Source organism: Nostoc sp. PCC 7524, from assembly GCF_000316645.1.
Taxonomy (GTDB): domain Bacteria; phylum Cyanobacteriota; class Cyanobacteriia; order Cyanobacteriales; family Nostocaceae; genus Trichormus.
This window is the reverse complement of the sequence record NC_019684.1, coordinates 3,090,186-3,106,349: the sequence shown is the minus strand read 5'-3', so window position 1 is coordinate 3,106,349 and position 16,164 is coordinate 3,090,186. Positions and strand designations below refer to the sequence as shown.

Annotated in this window: 19 protein-coding genes; 11 read left to right on the top strand and 8 right to left on the bottom strand. The window is 41.5% G+C overall.

The window, feature by feature from the left end:
* Positions 1-160 precede the first annotated feature (160 nt).
* The 7 genes from NOS7524_RS12400 (at position 161) to NOS7524_RS12375 (ending at position 5,851) form a co-directional block, all read left to right on the top strand.
* Positions 161-385: a hypothetical protein gene (locus NOS7524_RS12400; protein WP_015138828.1), complete on the top strand. Its 225-nt coding sequence runs from the start codon at positions 161-163 to the stop codon at positions 383-385.
* 173 nt (positions 386-558) lie between these two features.
* Positions 559-3,636, top strand: a complete 3,078-nt coding sequence (gene ppc, locus NOS7524_RS12395) for a phosphoenolpyruvate carboxylase (protein WP_015138827.1) — start codon at positions 559-561, stop codon at positions 3,634-3,636.
* Positions 3,637-3,712: 76 nt separating this feature from the next.
* On the top strand, positions 3,713-3,967 hold the full coding sequence (locus tag NOS7524_RS12390; RefSeq protein WP_015138826.1) for a hypothetical protein: 255 nt from the start codon (positions 3,713-3,715) through the stop codon (positions 3,965-3,967).
* 84 nt (positions 3,968-4,051) lie between these two features.
* Entirely contained in the window at positions 4,052-4,357 is a 306-nt protein-coding gene (locus NOS7524_RS12385; RefSeq protein WP_015138825.1) for a small RNA NsiR4-regulated ssr1528 family protein, read from the top strand.
* A 150-nt stretch (positions 4,358-4,507) separates the two neighbouring features.
* Complete coding sequence (locus tag NOS7524_RS12380; protein ID WP_015138824.1) at positions 4,508-5,359, top strand: Rpn family recombination-promoting nuclease/putative transposase; 852 nt, start codon at positions 4,508-4,510, stop codon at positions 5,357-5,359.
* A 106-nt stretch (positions 5,360-5,465) separates the two neighbouring features.
* Complete coding sequence (locus tag NOS7524_RS31190) at positions 5,466-5,645, top strand: DUF6888 family protein (RefSeq protein ID WP_442789477.1); 180 nt, start codon at positions 5,466-5,468, stop codon at positions 5,643-5,645.
* Positions 5,642-5,851 (top strand): DUF6887 family protein, encoded by a 210-nt coding sequence (locus NOS7524_RS12375; protein WP_041555730.1) that lies wholly within the window; start codon positions 5,642-5,644, stop codon positions 5,849-5,851. Before NOS7524_RS31190 ends, NOS7524_RS12375 begins: the two co-directional genes overlap by 4 nt.
* A 96-nt stretch (positions 5,852-5,947) precedes the next feature.
* Here NOS7524_RS12375 and NOS7524_RS30690 read toward each other — a convergent pair whose 3' ends face one another.
* On the bottom strand, positions 5,948-6,664 hold the full coding sequence (locus NOS7524_RS30690; RefSeq protein ID WP_015138821.1) for a 4-Cys prefix domain-containing protein: 717 nt from the start codon (positions 6,662-6,664) through the stop codon (positions 5,948-5,950).
* Between the two features lie 79 nt (positions 6,665-6,743).
* Positions 6,744-8,153, bottom strand: coding sequence for a DUF3370 domain-containing protein (locus tag NOS7524_RS12365; protein ID WP_015138820.1), 1,410 nt, complete (start codon positions 8,151-8,153; stop codon positions 6,744-6,746).
* Between the two features lie 234 nt (positions 8,154-8,387).
* Between NOS7524_RS12365 and NOS7524_RS12360 the strand changes: the two genes are divergently transcribed.
* Positions 8,388-8,774: a hypothetical protein gene (locus NOS7524_RS12360; RefSeq protein ID WP_015138819.1), complete on the top strand. Its 387-nt coding sequence runs from the start codon at positions 8,388-8,390 to the stop codon at positions 8,772-8,774.
* Positions 8,774-9,106 (top strand): hypothetical protein, encoded by a 333-nt coding sequence (locus NOS7524_RS12355; RefSeq protein ID WP_015138818.1) that lies wholly within the window; start codon positions 8,774-8,776, stop codon positions 9,104-9,106. The genes NOS7524_RS12360 and NOS7524_RS12355 overlap by 1 nt, the downstream gene beginning before the upstream one ends.
* Positions 9,107-9,198: 92 nt before the next feature.
* Here NOS7524_RS12355 and NOS7524_RS12350 read toward each other — a convergent pair whose 3' ends face one another.
* The 6 genes from NOS7524_RS12350 to NOS7524_RS12325 form a co-directional block, all read right to left on the bottom strand.
* Positions 9,199-9,450, bottom strand: coding sequence for a TIGR03643 family protein (locus NOS7524_RS12350; protein WP_015138817.1), 252 nt, complete (start codon positions 9,448-9,450; stop codon positions 9,199-9,201).
* A 55-nt stretch (positions 9,451-9,505) separates the two neighbouring features.
* Complete coding sequence (plsY, locus tag NOS7524_RS12345; RefSeq protein WP_015138816.1) at positions 9,506-10,186, bottom strand: glycerol-3-phosphate 1-O-acyltransferase PlsY; 681 nt, start codon at positions 10,184-10,186, stop codon at positions 9,506-9,508.
* Positions 10,187-10,427: 241 nt separating this feature from the next.
* Positions 10,428-11,099, bottom strand: a complete 672-nt coding sequence (locus tag NOS7524_RS12340; protein WP_235622428.1) for a Uma2 family endonuclease — start codon at positions 11,097-11,099, stop codon at positions 10,428-10,430.
* Positions 11,100-11,160: 61 nt separating this feature from the next.
* Positions 11,161-12,444 carry a DUF3086 domain-containing protein gene (locus NOS7524_RS12335; RefSeq protein ID WP_015138814.1) on the bottom strand — a complete coding sequence of 428 codons (1,284 nt, stop codon included), beginning with the start codon at positions 12,442-12,444 and terminating at the stop codon, positions 11,161-11,163.
* Between the two features lie 120 nt (positions 12,445-12,564).
* Positions 12,565-12,951: a DUF3119 family protein gene (locus tag NOS7524_RS12330; RefSeq protein ID WP_015138813.1), complete on the bottom strand. Its 387-nt coding sequence runs from the start codon at positions 12,949-12,951 to the stop codon at positions 12,565-12,567.
* Positions 12,952-13,143: 192 nt separating this feature from the next.
* Positions 13,144-13,941, bottom strand: a complete 798-nt coding sequence (locus NOS7524_RS12325) for an MlaE family lipid ABC transporter permease subunit (RefSeq protein WP_015138812.1) — start codon at positions 13,939-13,941, stop codon at positions 13,144-13,146.
* 420 nt (positions 13,942-14,361) lie between these two features.
* Here NOS7524_RS12325 and NOS7524_RS12320 point away from each other — a divergent pair, with 420 nt between their 5' ends.
* Entirely contained in the window at positions 14,362-14,658 is a 297-nt protein-coding gene (locus NOS7524_RS12320) for a hypothetical protein (RefSeq protein WP_015138811.1), read from the top strand.
* A gap of 577 nt (positions 14,659-15,235) precedes the next feature.
* Complete coding sequence (gene sppA, locus NOS7524_RS12315; protein WP_015138810.1) at positions 15,236-16,057, top strand: signal peptide peptidase SppA; 822 nt, start codon at positions 15,236-15,238, stop codon at positions 16,055-16,057.
* Positions 16,058-16,164 lie beyond the last annotated feature (107 nt).

Here is a 16,164-nt window from a genome sequence, read left to right as displayed (position 1 = left end):
TAGAACCATAGGTCTATCACATTTTGCAGTTTTTTGTTAACACTTTTGTTACCTTTTGGGCTTGCTAAGTGAGACAGAATAGTCTTATAAGGTTGCAAGTCATACAGATTTGAAGTTTTGCGTTTCATTCTACTCTTTGGCCAATTACTAAAAACAAACAATGCCTCCTACTACCCAACAGTCCACAGATAACTCCGGATTGAATTTGGTTCTGTTTAGCATTCCCCAATCTCTCCTCTTACAACTAGGTTCAGCGTCTATACTACTGCTGCTCACCACTGGAAAAGTTTCAGTAAAAGCCCTAGAATCCCTAGGACAAGCCAGTGAAGAATTATTTCGCGGCGATCGCCTGCCTATTCTTCCCTTTCCAGATGTAACTGATTAAATCATCAAAGTTAAAAAAATATACTTACCAAAAACTGCTTAATGCGATGTCAACAGAATCCTGATTCAAAATGCCCCAAAAGCTTACTAGATTAAGAATTTTGACTTTTGAATTTTGACTTCCGCGTAGCGGCACACCGTCGGACAGCAATCGGCTTTACAAGAGAAGCAAATATGAGTTCTGTTTTATACTCTCTATCTGAATCTGCCAATCTATACCCCGCCTCAGAATTATTTTTGCGCCGTCGTCTGCAAATCGTAGAAGAATTGTGGGAGTCCGTACTCCGGCAAGAATGCGGGCAGAATATGGTGGATCTATTGCGGCAGTTGCGTGACTTGTGTTCACCAGAAGGACAAGCGACAAAAGATCAAGCCACTTCTGCTGTCAAATTGATTGAACAGTTAAATATTAACGAAGCGATCAGAGCAGCACGGGGTTTTGCTTTGTATTTTCAGCTGATCAACATCATAGAGCAGGAATACGAACAAAAGCAGCAATTAACTCGCTACTCGGAAGTAGAACAAGAATTAGCCCATCAGGAAAATTCTCACAATATTAACTATTCCTCCAACCAAAATGAAGATGATTTCACCTTAAATGGTGCTGGAGGCATGGATTGGCTAACAAAAAATGGTTCTTCTAGAGAACAAAATAGACAAAGAGGCACATTCGCCGCTCTATTTCCCCTATTACATAAGTTGAATGTCCCACCCCAACAGATTCAACGCTTGATTTCCCAGTTGGACGTGCGTTTGGTATTTACAGCCCACCCGACGGAAATTGTCCGCCACACCATCCGCGATAAACAACGGCAGGTAGTCAAATTGCTGCAACAACTCGATGCTGTGGAAACTGGCGCTAATAATGGTAGCGGCTACCCTTGGGAAGCAGGAGAACTACGGGAAAAACTATTAGAAGAAATTCGCCTCTGGTGGCGCACTGATGAACTGCACCAGTTTAAGCCTACGGTTTTGGATGAAGTAGATTATGCCTTGCACTACTTCCAAGAAGTATTATTTGATGGTATCCCTCAACTGTATAAACGCTTCAAATACTCCTTGGGGAAAACATTTCCTTGGCTAGAACCACCAAGTACAGATTTTTGTTCCTTTGGTTCTTGGGTAGGTTCAGATAGGGATGGAAATCCATCTGTCACCCCGGAAGTGAGCTGGCAGACAGCCTGCTATCAGCGCAAAATGGTGCTAGAGAGATATATCAAGTCAGTCAAACAATTGATTGAATTACTGAGTATTTCTATGCACTGGAGTGATGTTTTACCAGATTTGCTGGAGTCTCTGGAGTTAGATCAATCCCAGTTAAGTGAAGTTTACGACGCACTAGCGTTAAGATATCGCCAAGAACCCTATCGCCTCAAGCTATCTTATGTCCTGAAGCGGTTGGAAAATACCCGCGATCGCAATTTAGCTTTGTATAAGGGCGAAACTCCCACCAATGAAGATAGCCCTATGTACCGTTCTGGTGCAGAGTTTTTGGCGGAACTGCGCTTGATTCAGCGTAACTTGACGGAAACCGGATTAAGTTGTCGAGAGTTAGATAATCTCATCTGTCAAGTCGAAATTTTTGACTTTCATCTCACCCAGCTAGACATCCGCCAAGAATCTTCCCGACACTCAGATGCTTTAAACGAGATTCTGGAATACCTACAAATTCTGCCCCAACCTTACAACGAACTCTCGGAAGAGCAGCGCGTTGAATGGTTAACCAGTGAACTCCAAACCCGCCGCCCCTTAATCTCATCAGAGTTGCCATTTTCTGATAAGACTAATGATGTCATTAAAACCTTCCGGGTAGTGCGATCGCTACAGCAAGAATTTGGCGTGAACATCTGCAAAACCTACATCATTAGTATGTGTCGTCAGGTAAGCGATGTCCTGGAAGTGTTGCTATTAGCCAAGGAAGCCAGATTATTTGATCCGGCGATCGCGGTCGGCACAATTCACGTTGTACCATTATTTGAAACAGTCGAAGACTTGCAACGTTCCCGCAGCATCATGCGGCAACTGTTTGAACTTCCTTTATATCGTGCCTTGTTAGCAGGTGGTTACGCCGTACTCAACGGTAGCCAAGAAACCCTACCTCCCTCGCCCCATCTCCCCCTCCCCACCGAGGCGTTTTCTCTCACCCCTGACTTACAGGAGGTAATGCTGGGGTATTCTGACAGTAACAAAGATTCTGGTTTCTTAAGTAGTAACTGGGAAATTCACAAAGCCCAAAAATCCTTGCAAAAGATAGCTGAAGAATACGGCGTTAAGCTCCGCATTTTTCATGGACGCGGCGGTTCTGTAGGACGAGGAGGCGGCCCTGCCCACGAAGCAATTTTGGCACAACCAGGCCATAGTATCAACGGCCGCATCAAGATTACGGAACAAGGGGAAGTGTTAGCTTCCAAATACTCCTTACTAGATTTGGCTTTATACAACCTGGAAACCATCACCACGGCAGTAATTCAAGCCAGCTTGTTACGGACAGGGTTTGATGACATCGAACCTTGGAACGAGATTATGGAAGAATTGGCAGCGCGATCGCGGCAACATTATCGTGCTTTAATTTACGAACAGCCGGATTTTATTGATTTTTTCCACCAAGTCACCCCAATTGAAGAAATCAGCCAGCTACAAATTAGTTCTCGTCCCGCCCGTCGTCCCTCTGGCAAAAAAGATTTAAGCAGTCTCCGCGCTATCCCCTGGGTATTTAGTTGGACACAAACCCGCTTTTTGCTACCTTCTTGGTACGGTGTAGGTACAGCTTTACAAGAATTTTTGGGTGAAGAAGCAGAAGAACACCTAAAATTACTCCGCTACTTTTACGTTAAGTGGCCGTTCTTCAAAATGGTCATTTCCAAAGCGGAAATGACACTGGCAAAGGTAGATATGCAAATGGCACGCCATTACGTCCAAGAATTATCTAACCCAGAAGACAAAGCCCGGTTTGAAAAAGTGTTTGAGCAAATTGCCAGTGAATTCTACCTTACTAGGGATTTAGTTCTCAAAATTACCGATCATCATCGGTTATTAGATGGCGATCCCGTGCTACAACGTTCTGTACAGTTACGCAACGGTACAATCGTCCCCCTTGGTTTTATCCAAGTTTCCCTCCTCAAGCGCCTGCGCCAATCCAAAAATATTGCCACCTCCGGCGTAATTCATTCGCGTTACAGCAAAGGCGAGTTACTCAGAGGCGCACTATTAACCATTAACGGTATTGCCGCAGGGATGAGAAATACAGGTTGATTGATAAATCATGTAGAGGCGTAGGAGTGCTACGTCTCTACAAGGTTTTTGGATAACGCATATTTCATGGCTGGAGATGACTAAAAATCCCATTTTAATTTGTACATTCTTAGCACTAACATCAGGATTTTTCGGCGGTTATATCGGCGGACAAATTACCTTAATGCTTCATCGCCAAAAGTGTCAAAATCAGGCTTGGGGTTTACAGCAAATGTGCCAAGTTTGGATAACACCCGGCGCAACATGGCAAGGTAGTACAACCGGCATTTGGACAGGGACAATATTAGGTGCTTTTGCTGGTGGTTTGGTAATACGGGAAAATCGTTATTAGTGAATAAATACTCCTACCTAACCCCCAATCTCCGGTATCAGCATAACTGGTAATATATGCCTAGAACTTTCAGGAAAAATTACCATGACTGCTGACACTACACAAGTAAATTCTACTACCAAGGGTGCTGATGCCATTGATGAAGCGATCGCTAACGGCATCGATTTTGATGGTACACCGATTCCAACTGCCAAGTTAGAACTATACACCAAAGTCATGGCATTAGAAGCAAACAGACAGCGTAGTGGTGTATCTAATACTATGCGATCGCGCATTGTCCGCATAGGTGCAAAACACATCCCCCAAGCAGAACTTGATCAATTACTAGCAGACGCAGGTTTCGCCCCCCTGAAAGAAAAAGAAGTTGCCTTTTTCTACGGCGGTAAGTAAGTTTATGCGTAGGCCTAGCCTACGCATTACTTCTACATAATATTCCACTCTCATTTTTTCATACCAATTCACACAAAACCTCATACATCTGCAAACTGCAAAAGCCATAGCAAATCTTATTGTCTGAATTTTGAATTTTGAATTGGTATCATGCGTCGAGATTCGATTTTTTACAAAATATTCCAACAGTCGCCTAGTTTATTATTTGAATTATTGACAAATCGCCCAGAAAACGCAGATAAATATACATTCGACTCGGTAGCTGTTAAAGAACCCAAGTTTGAAATTGATGGGGTATTTTTACCTCCAGAAAATGCAACTCCAGGGACTGTTTATTTTTGTGAAGTCCAATTCCAAAAAGACGAAAAGCTGTATGAAAGAGTATTTGCAGAATCTTCACTCTATTTCTACCGCAACCGTGACCGATTTAGTGATTGGCAAGCTGTAATCATTTATCCATCACGGAGTATTGAGCAAAGTGATACTCGTCCCCATCGCACATTACTCAACGGCGACCAAGTGCATCGGATATATTTAGATGAGTTGGGAGATATTCGTTCTTTACCCTTATGGATGGCGGTGATGGTGTTAACTACTATCAAGGAAGAGCAAGCCCCCTCAGAAGCCAGGTATTTGTTGAGTAGAACTCGTCAAGAAACTGCTGCACCACTCAGCAATGCGATAATTGAAATAATTACCACGATCATCGCTTATCGGTTTGAGCAACTAAGTCGAACGGAGGTGGAGTCAATGTTAGACATCACATTGAAAGAAACACGAGTTTATCGAGAAATCAAGGAAGAGGGACGAGAGGAAGGACGAGAGGCAATGGCTAATATGATTAGCCGACAGTTAACGAAGCGATTGGGGGAAATTCCCCAAGATGTGCTTTCTGTGGTAGGAGGTTTGCAATTACCAATGCTGGAAGAGTTGGGGGAAGCGTTACTGGATTTTACGAGTGTGGCTGATTTGCAAGCTTGGTTACAGGCAAGAATGAATTAAATTGAACCCAGACATCGCCTGTAATGATGAGGATAGGCATAGGCGCAGTCAGCCGTAGGCATCGCTCATCGTGTTATTGTTTTGTGATCAATACTGAGGTTAGCAAATTATTCCTACACTTGAGCAAAAAACCCAGTGCTTTATCTTGTGCTGTTGGTTAACAAAATTGTACTTGCCTATTAGTCTTGTAAGAGTGGATGAGCGTACAGGCAATACCTTTCTATTAGCGGGTGAAGAAAATATTATAGAGATATATCCCAATGGCAAATGGAGGTATGTAGTGTGAGTCAGCCTAATTTCCAAGCAATGAGTATAAAAGAACTACATACGTATGTTTTGGCGCACCGAGAAAATATAGAAGCCTTCCATACTTACGTGGACAAACTACACGTACAAGCAACATGGATTGAAATGCCACCTTTGCAATCTTTAGATGACTTGCAAAATTACCCTGAATTTCTCAACAAGTTGAATAAAGGTTCAGATTCTTAAGGGAAATGATGCCTGCGGTGGGCTGCACCTACACTTGTAATTATAAGCATCGCCTTGCCATATTTTATCGAGAGCGATCGCCCCTACGTCAAAGACTTAATATTTTACAGCAGGCTGTCTCATCAGCCAAACTAGAGTACCCCCTGTAACTGCTCCGAAACCTGTAAGAGCCACAAAACCATAAACTAAACTACCCGCATAAAAACTGTAAATTATTAGTGAACCCAAGATAGTATTTGCTACAAGCCACCAACTACTGTGAGAGAATTGCCACCTCAGCATTAACCATTGCGTTATGCCAAGTACACCTCCCCACACCGCACCAGACATAGCTACCCAAACCCAACCTAAAAACCTCCAATTATCGTAAATCCCAGCAGACAAAAAAAATCCTACAGTCACGCCTAAAACTGTTAACACAACCCACCACTTGCAGGGAAACAACCTCCTCAGTATGAACCATTGCATACCCCCCCACAAAGTAGCGGGCAATAAAATAACAAGCGTGAAACCAATCAAAAAATTACTATTAAATCGGTTCATATTGAACATAGTAAACCCTACAACCCACGCCACAGTGTTTGCTAACATCCATTGCAGCCACTCTTGATTGTTAATCAGGACTTTGAGAACCTTGGGGGTGTTACTACGCACTTCGTTGACTTCAAAAGTTAAGCCAAAGCCACCACCACCCAACTGACGCATTACTCGATAACGTCCTTTTAATAGCAGTTCTGAGCCACAAGTCAAACAAAATAGCTCATCATCACGATTTTGCGGCTGTGTACAACTGGGGTTTATGCAGAGGCTCATGGCATCAGCAGGTAAAAGTTTTATCTGCTAGTCTACCAGTATTGATATGTTTCACACCAGTTAATTAATTCATCAGCTTTTACAAAGTTCTCACCGTCAAAACCTGCGGTGGAGTGGAATCTGGAGGATAAATCACATCTACCTGCACATTACGGTTACTAGATGGTGGCATAACCAACTGCACCAATGGTTCTAAAACCTGACCAGTTCTATGCCATAGATGTATGTAGCGACTTTGTTGTTTGCCTTGGTCATCCACATAACGTAACCTAACAGTCCCTCTAAAAAAGGGAAAATCAAGGGAAGGTTTACGAAAACGTATCCCACCTTGAGATAATTTATCTTCCTTCAAAGGTGTTTCTAAGGTGACTGTCACCTTTTGAGTTTGATTGGTATTATTTTTTAAGGGCAAACTGAGATTATATTCCACTCCATAATTACCATGCGCTTCATAGGCTGTGTCAGGATACCGTACCAGCAATTTGGCGGTTTGGTTTTGTCCAGTGCCTAAACGTCCACCCCGCAAACTCACTAACGGGTAAGAAATACCTTTACCAGATTCAGGAATAGTAAGTGTTGTCGCTTGAGGATTTACTAAGTTCGCTTGCCACCTCGAACCTTGGGAAACGCCAGCCACCCGTCCATAAATCAACGCCCCACTGGTAGCATTAGGAGGAGTGGGTGTTTTATCCCTTGGCCCGGCGAAGTTACCGTTATTGAGCAAAGCTTGCCATTCAGCCTGAGTTGGTGCGCGATCAGAACCATCAGCATTTTTCTTGGCAAACATCGCCAAACTCGCCGCATAAACCTTACCATTACTCCGCAATCGCATAAAGCTAGACCGACCGTTCACAGGTCTTTCCAAATTCCGCACTGGAATAGGATGATTCAACAACATCCGGCTTTGTCCTGGAGGAATGACTAACTTGGCTGGAAAGTCAGCTTGTCGCACACCCCGCAGTACATCAGCAACAGCCCTAGCACCCGGCCCGGAGTATACTTTACCATCATTATTTTCTCTGTAAGAGGGTAAGGTGACAAAGGGTGCATCCTGCATCAAATAACTAGCTGCTTGCAATACATTAATGGTTACAGGTTGCTTACCAGGGTTTTGGACAATTACCCCCAGGTATAGAGTTTGTAAGTCTTTGGGCGTGTGAGTATAGTGGTGAGCAAATAAATCAAAGCGTCCCTGTAAAGGAAAATTGAGGTGCGCGGTTGTGGTTTTTCTGCCAGTTGCTGGGAAGGTAGACAGTAAAATGCCCTCAGTTTTAATCCATTCTGGACTATTACTGTTAAAGACAGGGATGTTATCTAACTTGCCAGGTAAAGGTCTTACTTCTCCAGGTTGGACAATGATTTGGTGTGCTGGATTGGGTGAATTTTGAGCAACGGCTGAATCACTTTTATTTTTAGTACATCCGGCAGTTGGAGTCAGAGTCAACCCTAATAAAATTATCAATAAAGGTGATATTAATTTAGTTGGCATAAGAAATTGGGTGCTAAAGATAACCTATGTTAAATACAACTGTATTTAAGCTGATTTCTGAAGGCGATCGCTATCTATAATTTATGTAATATTTAACTTAGAAAATTGGACTATAATTATAACTCTATTAACATCATTTATTTTTCCAATGAATATACTTGGAATACTTCAAACATCTCCAGTTATACGTTAAATTTGAAATTAGTTTAGTATTTCAGTTCTGGAATCAGTTAAATGGAAATACTTATTGAGTCAACCAAAGATTTTGAGCAAGATTTAGATAAATTTACTAATAAAGAAAAATTTAAAATTGTCAAAAAGTTAAATCGATATGTTGAACTACTATCGAAAAACAAAAAATTATTAGAAAATCAAGCTTTCAAACTCAAAGAAATTAAGCTTAGTGATGATTATGATTCTTCACTTTATGCCTTAATTATTGATAAAGATATCAGATTGATCCTGACTATTGATGATGATCCAATTTTTGATACTACAGTAATTACATTATTCAGGGTTGTCAATACTGAAAATGCTTCAAAAGCATATACTTTAGTCGCCGAGTCTCTCTACCAAGACTTTAGCGTAAAACATCAAGAAATTGAGGTTAGTTCTAGCTAATGTCACGGATTAAACCCCTTCTAGATGAGCATGGTGTTATCCATGAAGCTATGGAGATTTTACCGGACAATCTCAAAATAGATTTTCTAGAAGCTTTGGCTGAATTAGAAGATAATGAATGTCATAGAACCAGAACTTTTCCCAAGACAAGACTCCGTAAAGTTAAAGGTATTAAACAGGCAATCTACCGTGCTGATATTGATAAATTATCTGGATGGCGTATTCATTTGCAATATATTGAAGGTAAAATTCATTTGAATGACATCATTGAAGGTCAGCGTCATGATGATGTGATAGAAGTTATTAAATCCAAAAAACATCGATATGATTAGTAATATTATTAGCCTTGCCGATAAAAATCTTCCATTAATAGGCATTGACGATTTCATTCTTCAGTAAACTGTCGCATTGCTGACCAATCAGCTTATTTTTGATTATCTGATTTAAACCTGCCTGCAATAAAATTTCGCTTACGTAGGTGTTTCGTTTTGCGCTTGGTAACTCGTTCCCTCCACATCCGAAAACTAGATTCTTTCATTTCTCGCCTCATGAGGTTAATTACCTCTTTTTCTGATAAGCCAAATTGAATTTCAATAGCATCAAAAGGTGTTCTATCTTCCCAGGCCATTTCTATAATGCGATCTATGGTTGTAGAATCTAGTTCGGGTAAGTTCATATTTTGACTGGAGTGGCACAAACTAATTTAGCAAGTTTGCATTGATTAATTAATTTTATGCGTTATTTTCTGTTTCAGTTGCTAGCTTCTGTCCAATTTTTGGTTCTGTACCTGCTAGCAAACGCTCAATGTTACCTCGGTGTCGCAAAATGACATACACCCCACCAGCCACACCAAACAAAATATAGGGTAAGGGTTGGTGGAAAATTACCATGAAAATAGAAACTGCGATCGCTCCAGCAATTGAACTCAATGATACAATCCGCGATATTCCTACCACGATGGCAAACACACCCAATGTAGCCAAACCCACTTGCCAACACATCGCCAACAAAATCCCCAAGCTGGTGGCGACAGATTTACCACCTGTAAAGCCTAAAAAGATAGACTTACTGTGTCCCAAGATAGCGGCTAAACCTACTAAAGTAACTAGCCAAGGTTGCCAAAGTTTTACATCTACTGTGCTGGGAATCAGATTTTGCATAGAGGCGAAGTTGAATAAATAGTAGACTAGAGCGATCGCTAATACTCCCTTTAAACAATCTACTAATAAAACGAATGCCCCTGGCCCTTTACCCAAGGTTCTGAGAACATTGGTTGCACCTGTTGAGCCTGAACCCACTTCCCGGATATCAATACCCTTGAGTTGTTTGACAGCAATATACCCAGTGGGGAAAGAACCTAAAAGGTAAGCTAAAAGTACAACTGCACCACACAAACTTAACCAAACAGCCATAGGAAATTCACAAGCTTCAATAGTTTATAGTCAATAGTCTATATTGAGTTGTCTAAGTTAATACTATTAGTCAAGCTTTAACCAAATCAAGAAATAAAGGCAATTATCCATATACTGCTAGTAGCAAAATTATTGACTCATAATATTTGATGATTAATTTTTCATTCCAAATCGATGAGGAAGATGTTAATCAATTCCATAATTATTCTCCTCAAGAAGCAATTGATTACTTCAAAGAGCATTATTTTGTTAACACTTCATGCAACCACTGACGAAATGCTCGTCTTGCTGTACTAGATCCTTTTGTCAAACTCAATTTTAAAAACTGCAATATTCCCTCAATCACAGGCAATTTCCCAAATATGGGGCTAGTTTCTACCTCAATATACTCTTGTTGATGCAGCACAAAAACTTTTAACTTGCCATCTGCATAACACCAGATTTCAGGTACTTTCAACGCCACATAAGCTGACAACTGAGTTTTGGAAGTGACATCGATTTCAATGGCTAAATCCGGTGGTGGATCAACTAATAAATCTAACCGTCGCTTGCCGATCATTTGACGAGCGTTTTGGATATAGAAACAGGTATCTGGTTCTACACCTGCTGACATTTCTGGACGCTTAAATGTGGTTGAGCCGTAAGGTTCCCAGTCAAGATCTAACTCATCCAGTACAAGCTTAACCATGTCACCAATGAGTTCCTTGGTAAATTCATGTTCTGGTAACGGCATCCGAATCTCTAGCACCCCTTGATAATAAGCGACTCGTGCGGCGCGATGTTCTCCCAGTTCTTCTAAAATTGCTTTAAACTCTGCCCAACTAATATCCCGCAATGTCAAGCACTGCCCTGGTTGAACATCAATTTGACGTAGTTGCAGTGTAACAACCATTTGATCCTCCGTACCGTTCATTGTTCGGGGTTAGTTCCACACTTTTGTTAAATCTATTACCAATCTTCAGCTATTTTCACTATCAAAAATCATCATCATAACTTCTCATGGTTTTAGGATCAGGAGCAAAAGCTAACCACAGGGGAAATTGCAGTAGTCCCAGGCTAATCTGCTCCTCAGAATCGTCAATCAGAATTAAGGGTAGTTGATTGGCTTTCACTAAACGATCTGCTTTTTGAGCTAAGGCATCTGCTGTTTCAAATAATACTACCCCCCGGTCAGGTCCAAAATCTGGACGACCTATACCTAGACAATCTTGTAAACCACGCCGCCATTCACCGAGGCGTTCTGGTGTGTTAGCTAAAACCAGGGTACGGAGGCGATCGCCATACAGTTTATGCAATATCGAAATTGCCGCCGAAGCAATCAAAACATTCTGCAAGCGGCTACCCATTGTTCGCAAAGCACCCCGTCCACCTTGGTTAAAAAACCAATTAGCTACTCGTTCAGCATGGACTGGTTCAAATGTACGGCGTAGCTGCCAAGCCGGGCCATAGTAATCAGGCTTATTGCGGTATTGGTCAATTAGACGACGGATTTGCTTAGTTGTGTCTTGAAATTGTTGTGCGGCAAATTGCGGAGTTCCTGGTTGGGGTTGTGCCTGTTTAGCTTCTTTGACAACTACAGCTGGTTTTTCTCTTTCAGTCACAGGAGGTACTAACTGTAATTGTTCTGCTGCTGCTGCCAAATCCTGTAAACTACCCGTGAGATAATCTTTAAAACCTTGTACCCGAATTGCCAAGTCTTGAGACGCACCCGCAAAAGTTGTTCGCATTTCATTGCGAATCCTTTCTTGGCGGCGTTCTAATTGCTCTATAGAAATTTGTAGGGTTTGTTTGCGTTGTTCTAATTGCCCTAAAGACTCTTGCACAATTTTTCCTAGTGCAGATTGAGTTTCACCCAGTTGTGCCTTCAGAGTATTGTATGTAGTTTGCAGAGTAGCTATTTCTTGTTTCAGGGCTGCTTCGGTGCTTTGCAGTTCAGCGATGCGTTGTTCTGCTTGTGCGTATAGTGAACTTTCTTGTGTGTCTGATTCTATTTCTGATCCCAGTGTTGTGCTTTCCTCTGCCAATTGCTGGACAAACTCTTCTGTTGAATCTCCTGTACTATCTCCAACTTCATTAAAGACAGGTGAGTCAAAATTTGTATTGTCTGATTGTGGCTCAACAAATTGATTTTGGGCTTCTAAGTCCACAGCTATCTCTACGGATGAGTTCTCTTGATTCTCCGGCTGAGGGTTTTCTAATTGGATTTGCTCCAACCATTCATCAATTTGTTCTGGGGTTTGAGATTCCTCTGGGTTCATAAACTATAGTGCAATCCCTATAATGCGAATAAATAGCTTTCAGAAATATACTCTTGACTTGCCTGAAAATTCCTGAGTTATCAGTCTAACTCGAAACTACTCAACACTCAGCATTTGGCGCTAAATACGTGGGCAACGTTCTTCTAAGCAACTTCTGAGGGTATTAGGGTCAAATAAAATCGGCAAAAAGTGAATGCTGTTAATTTCTTTAAAATAAAACAAAATAGGCACTCTGTTCCAGAATATCCGCCAGTTTTGCCATTCTCGGTAAGGAAAACGCCGAATTAGGGTTTCGCCGCGTTTAATATCTAAATCAGTGGCGGTAAATTCCAAACGTAACGTCACGGTTTGAAATAAGAGAAATAAACCCAAAAACGCAAACACCGCTCCTAACAAGGGTTGTATAAACATGAGTGGAATGGCAGTAATTACCAGAATTACAGGGATATTGTAACTAGGTTTCAGTTCCACAGTTGCTGCGGAGTTTGGAGCAATTGAACTTGTCACAGTTTCCCGTCCTGCTTTCTTTAAGTAGACACTTTCACCATTGTAAAAGTTATGGGTTAGATCGGGGAGATGGGGGAAGATGTAGCTTTAGCTTCTCTTACGATGGCGTAAGCCTACCCACAGGGTGGGAGATGGGGAAGAGGAGGAAGAGTGATTGCCTATTGCCTACTACTATTGACTAACACATCCATCTTAAAAACCTTTCAATAGTGCGCTACCGGGACCCTGGAACATTATCCATGATAGGAAAAAATTGCTGATAAAGATAATGAGCAAAGCGGTGACAACGGCAGTTGTGGTTGATTGTCCTACGCCTTTGGCTCCTCCTGTAGTGGTTAAACCCCAACTACAACCGATGATGGCAATTAACATCCCAAAGCAACAGGCTTTGATCATGGCACTTAAAATATCCCAACTGACGACAAGATTGCGTGCAGAATCTAAAAATACAGTGTCCGAGATGCCATACATATTAGATGCAATCAGCAACCCTCCCAACATTCCTGTCACCAGAGATAGAAGGGTTAAAATTGGTAGCATCAAGCCACAAGCTATGAGACGGGGAATAACTAAATAATCAATCGGGTCGGTTCTGAGCATTAACATGGCATCAATTTGTTCAGTAACTCGCATTGTGCCAATTTCTGCGGCGAAGGCAGAACCAACACGCCCGGCTAATATGACTGCTGTCAGCACTGGTGATAATTCTCGTGTTAAGGCTACCGCCAATACACCCCCTACAAGATTCCCCGCACCAAAATTAATAAATTCCCTCGCCACCTGAATAGTAAATACTGCGCCGACAAAAATAGCAGTTAACAATGCAATAAATAAGGAATCTGGCCCTACGGCTGCCATTTGCTCTGTAGTATTGCGCCAGTGGATTTTACCCCTCAATAGGTGAATGATAGCTTGTCCACCTAAAAAAACCGCCGCCAGCAATCGCTGACCCCACGTTCCTAACCCGAATTTAGATGTAGTTTGACTCAATGTTCTGTAGCTAACTCAGTGACTGCCTTAAGAATAGCGAAAGGCAATAGTTAATAGTCAATAGGTATTGGGTATTAGGCATTGGGGTAGGCTGCAAGGGGGAGGACTTTCCCCTTTTCTCCCTGCTCCCCAGACATTGTTAACTTAGCTTAATGATTTTCTCAGATAATATAGCTTTGCATAAACACGTTACAAGTTGTAAAGTCCCGATATCTGGAAATATAAGCTTGATTTAACAGGGGTTTTAGGGATTTTTATCTTTTTTGGGACTTAATCACCGAGTGTAACAGGTAACTATTTTTTTAATGAAAACTTAAGATTTTTGACATCTTGCCCACAGAGGAGCGATCGCACGTATTGTAGAAGAGGACGTATAGCTAATTAGCTATTGTTGACTCGAATTCTAGGAGTTGGTCTGAAATGTCTACTTTCACTAACTATCTTCGCTCTTTAATGCTCACGATTATTTTTAGTTTCGTGACTCCTTTTGTTTTCATCGGCGGCGTATTGCTATTTTTATCTGTTGGTGGCTATGTTCCTTTGTTGCAAGAGTTGGCTGAGGTATGTGCCACTAGCATTTTGAACTTTCTGTCTGTTTTTGGTAGTGGTTCGATCTTGAATGGTATTTTAGTGATTAGCTTGACTTGCGGTTTCGTCGGTGGGCTATTTGATACTTATGTTTACTACCGCTATCAAATCTTGCGTCTAGACTCCTAATGATGGAATTGCCTTTGTCAGGTTTTGACTAACTAAATACCGAGACGTTAAAGCATTGTTCCTAAAAAAAAGGAGTTATTGTGAGTCCTGATTTCAGTTGGGATAGAAATTAATCGGTTTGTATTAATTAATTTTATTTAAAATAATTTAAAAGTTATTAAGTTACTAAATTTTATATGTATTCATGTTGCCTGAATATGGCTACATCCAATTTTTTCTGGTTGCCTGGACTAAGTAAAAGAAACAGATCTGTGTGTAATAACAAGGGATGTATCTTTTAATTGTTTAACTCGTGAAGGATTAAATTTAATTTTGAGCAGGTTGTAATTGCTATGAATCGAGGATAGCAAACAAACATCCATGTAAACCAGAAAAATTTCATTAAAATTTTTCATGGCGCAGTACCTACTGCTTAGATGGGAGGCTGGAGGCTAGAGGTTAGAGACTAGAAACTAGAGATTAGTATTTTTACTCAGCACTCAGCACTAGCTACGCTAATAATAGAACTCGTTCAAATCAGGTTATTTGGGCGCTAGACAATTTATATTGAGATTATTACTAAGTTTGTTATTTGCTCATGGTTTGGCCTTTCAAGTCCAAGTTTCGTAAACAAATTGCTCGAATTGAAATTACAGGTGCGATCGCTAGTGCTACGCGCAAACGGGTACTAGAAGCCTTAAAAACTGTCGAGGAAAAGAAATTTCCGGCTTTACTGCTACGCATCGATAGCCCCGGCGGAACAGTTGGGGATTCCCAAGAAATTTACAGTGCCTTGAAGCGGTTACGGGAAAAAATCAAAATAGTCGCCAGTTTTGGCAATATTTCGGCTTCCGGTGGCGTTTACATTGGTATGGGCGCTGAACATATCATGGCTAACCCTGGAACTATCACAGGTAGCATTGGTGTAATTCTGCGGGGGAATAACTTAGAACGCCTGTTAGAAAAGATTGGTGTTTCCTTCAAAGTAATTAAGTCTGGCCCTTATAAAGATATTTTGGCATTTGATCGGGAACTAACCGCACCAGAACAAGATATTTTGCAGGAGTTGATTGACACCAGTTATCAGCAGTTTGTCCAGACTGTTGCCGAGGGACGGTCTTTAGCAGTAGAAAAAGTTAAAAGCTTTGCTGATGGACGGATTTTCACTGGGCAGCAAGCTTTAGAATTGGGTATTGTAGATCGCCTGGGAACTGAAGAAGAAGCCCGCCGTTGGACAGCAGAGTTAGTTGGACTTGATCCAGAGAAAACACCCTGTTATACGCTAGAAGAAAGAAAACCCTTGTTGAGTCGGATTCTACCTGGGAGTCGCCAAGTTTCTTCTAGACTAGGTGCAGGAGTTGACTGGCTCGAATTTGAAATGTCTACCAGTGGTTTACCGTTGTGGTTATATAGGCCGTGATGAAGGTGACAGGTGACAGGTGACAGGTGACAGGGGAGTGGGGAGCAGAGGATGCAGAGGAAGATAGGTAATGGCTATTGACTAATGACTATTGACTAATGACTATT

Coding starts and splice junctions, on each gene's coding strand:
- NOS7524_RS12390 (WP_015138826.1), top strand. CDS start 3,713: ATGACTAAAAATCCCATTTTAATTTGTACATTCTTAGCACTAACATCA.
- sppA (WP_015138810.1), top strand. CDS start 15,236: ATGGTTTGGCCTTTCAAGTCCAAGTTTCGTAAACAAATTGCTCGAATT.
- NOS7524_RS12385 (WP_015138825.1), top strand. CDS start 4,052: ATGACTGCTGACACTACACAAGTAAATTCTACTACCAAGGGTGCTGAT.
- NOS7524_RS30690 (WP_015138821.1), bottom strand. CDS start 6,664: ATGAGCCTCTGCATAAACCCCAGTTGTACACAGCCGCAAAATCGTGAT.
- ppc (WP_015138827.1), top strand. CDS start 559: ATGAGTTCTGTTTTATACTCTCTATCTGAATCTGCCAATCTATACCCC.
- NOS7524_RS12380 (WP_015138824.1), top strand. CDS start 4,508: ATGCGTCGAGATTCGATTTTTTACAAAATATTCCAACAGTCGCCTAGT.
- NOS7524_RS12355 (WP_015138818.1), top strand. CDS start 8,774: ATGTCACGGATTAAACCCCTTCTAGATGAGCATGGTGTTATCCATGAA.
- NOS7524_RS12365 (WP_015138820.1), bottom strand. CDS start 8,153: ATGCCAACTAAATTAATATCACCTTTATTGATAATTTTATTAGGGTTG.
- NOS7524_RS12320 (WP_015138811.1), top strand. CDS start 14,362: ATGTCTACTTTCACTAACTATCTTCGCTCTTTAATGCTCACGATTATT.
- NOS7524_RS12340 (WP_235622428.1), bottom strand. CDS start 11,099: ATGAACGGTACGGAGGATCAAATGGTTGTTACACTGCAACTACGTCAA.
- NOS7524_RS12335 (WP_015138814.1), bottom strand. CDS start 12,444: ATGAACCCAGAGGAATCTCAAACCCCAGAACAAATTGATGAATGGTTG.
- NOS7524_RS12350 (WP_015138817.1), bottom strand. CDS start 9,450: ATGAACTTACCCGAACTAGATTCTACAACCATAGATCGCATTATAGAA.
- plsY (WP_015138816.1), bottom strand. CDS start 10,186: ATGGCTGTTTGGTTAAGTTTGTGTGGTGCAGTTGTACTTTTAGCTTAC.
- NOS7524_RS12360 (WP_015138819.1), top strand. CDS start 8,388: ATGGAAATACTTATTGAGTCAACCAAAGATTTTGAGCAAGATTTAGAT.
- NOS7524_RS12400 (WP_015138828.1), top strand. CDS start 161: ATGCCTCCTACTACCCAACAGTCCACAGATAACTCCGGATTGAATTTG.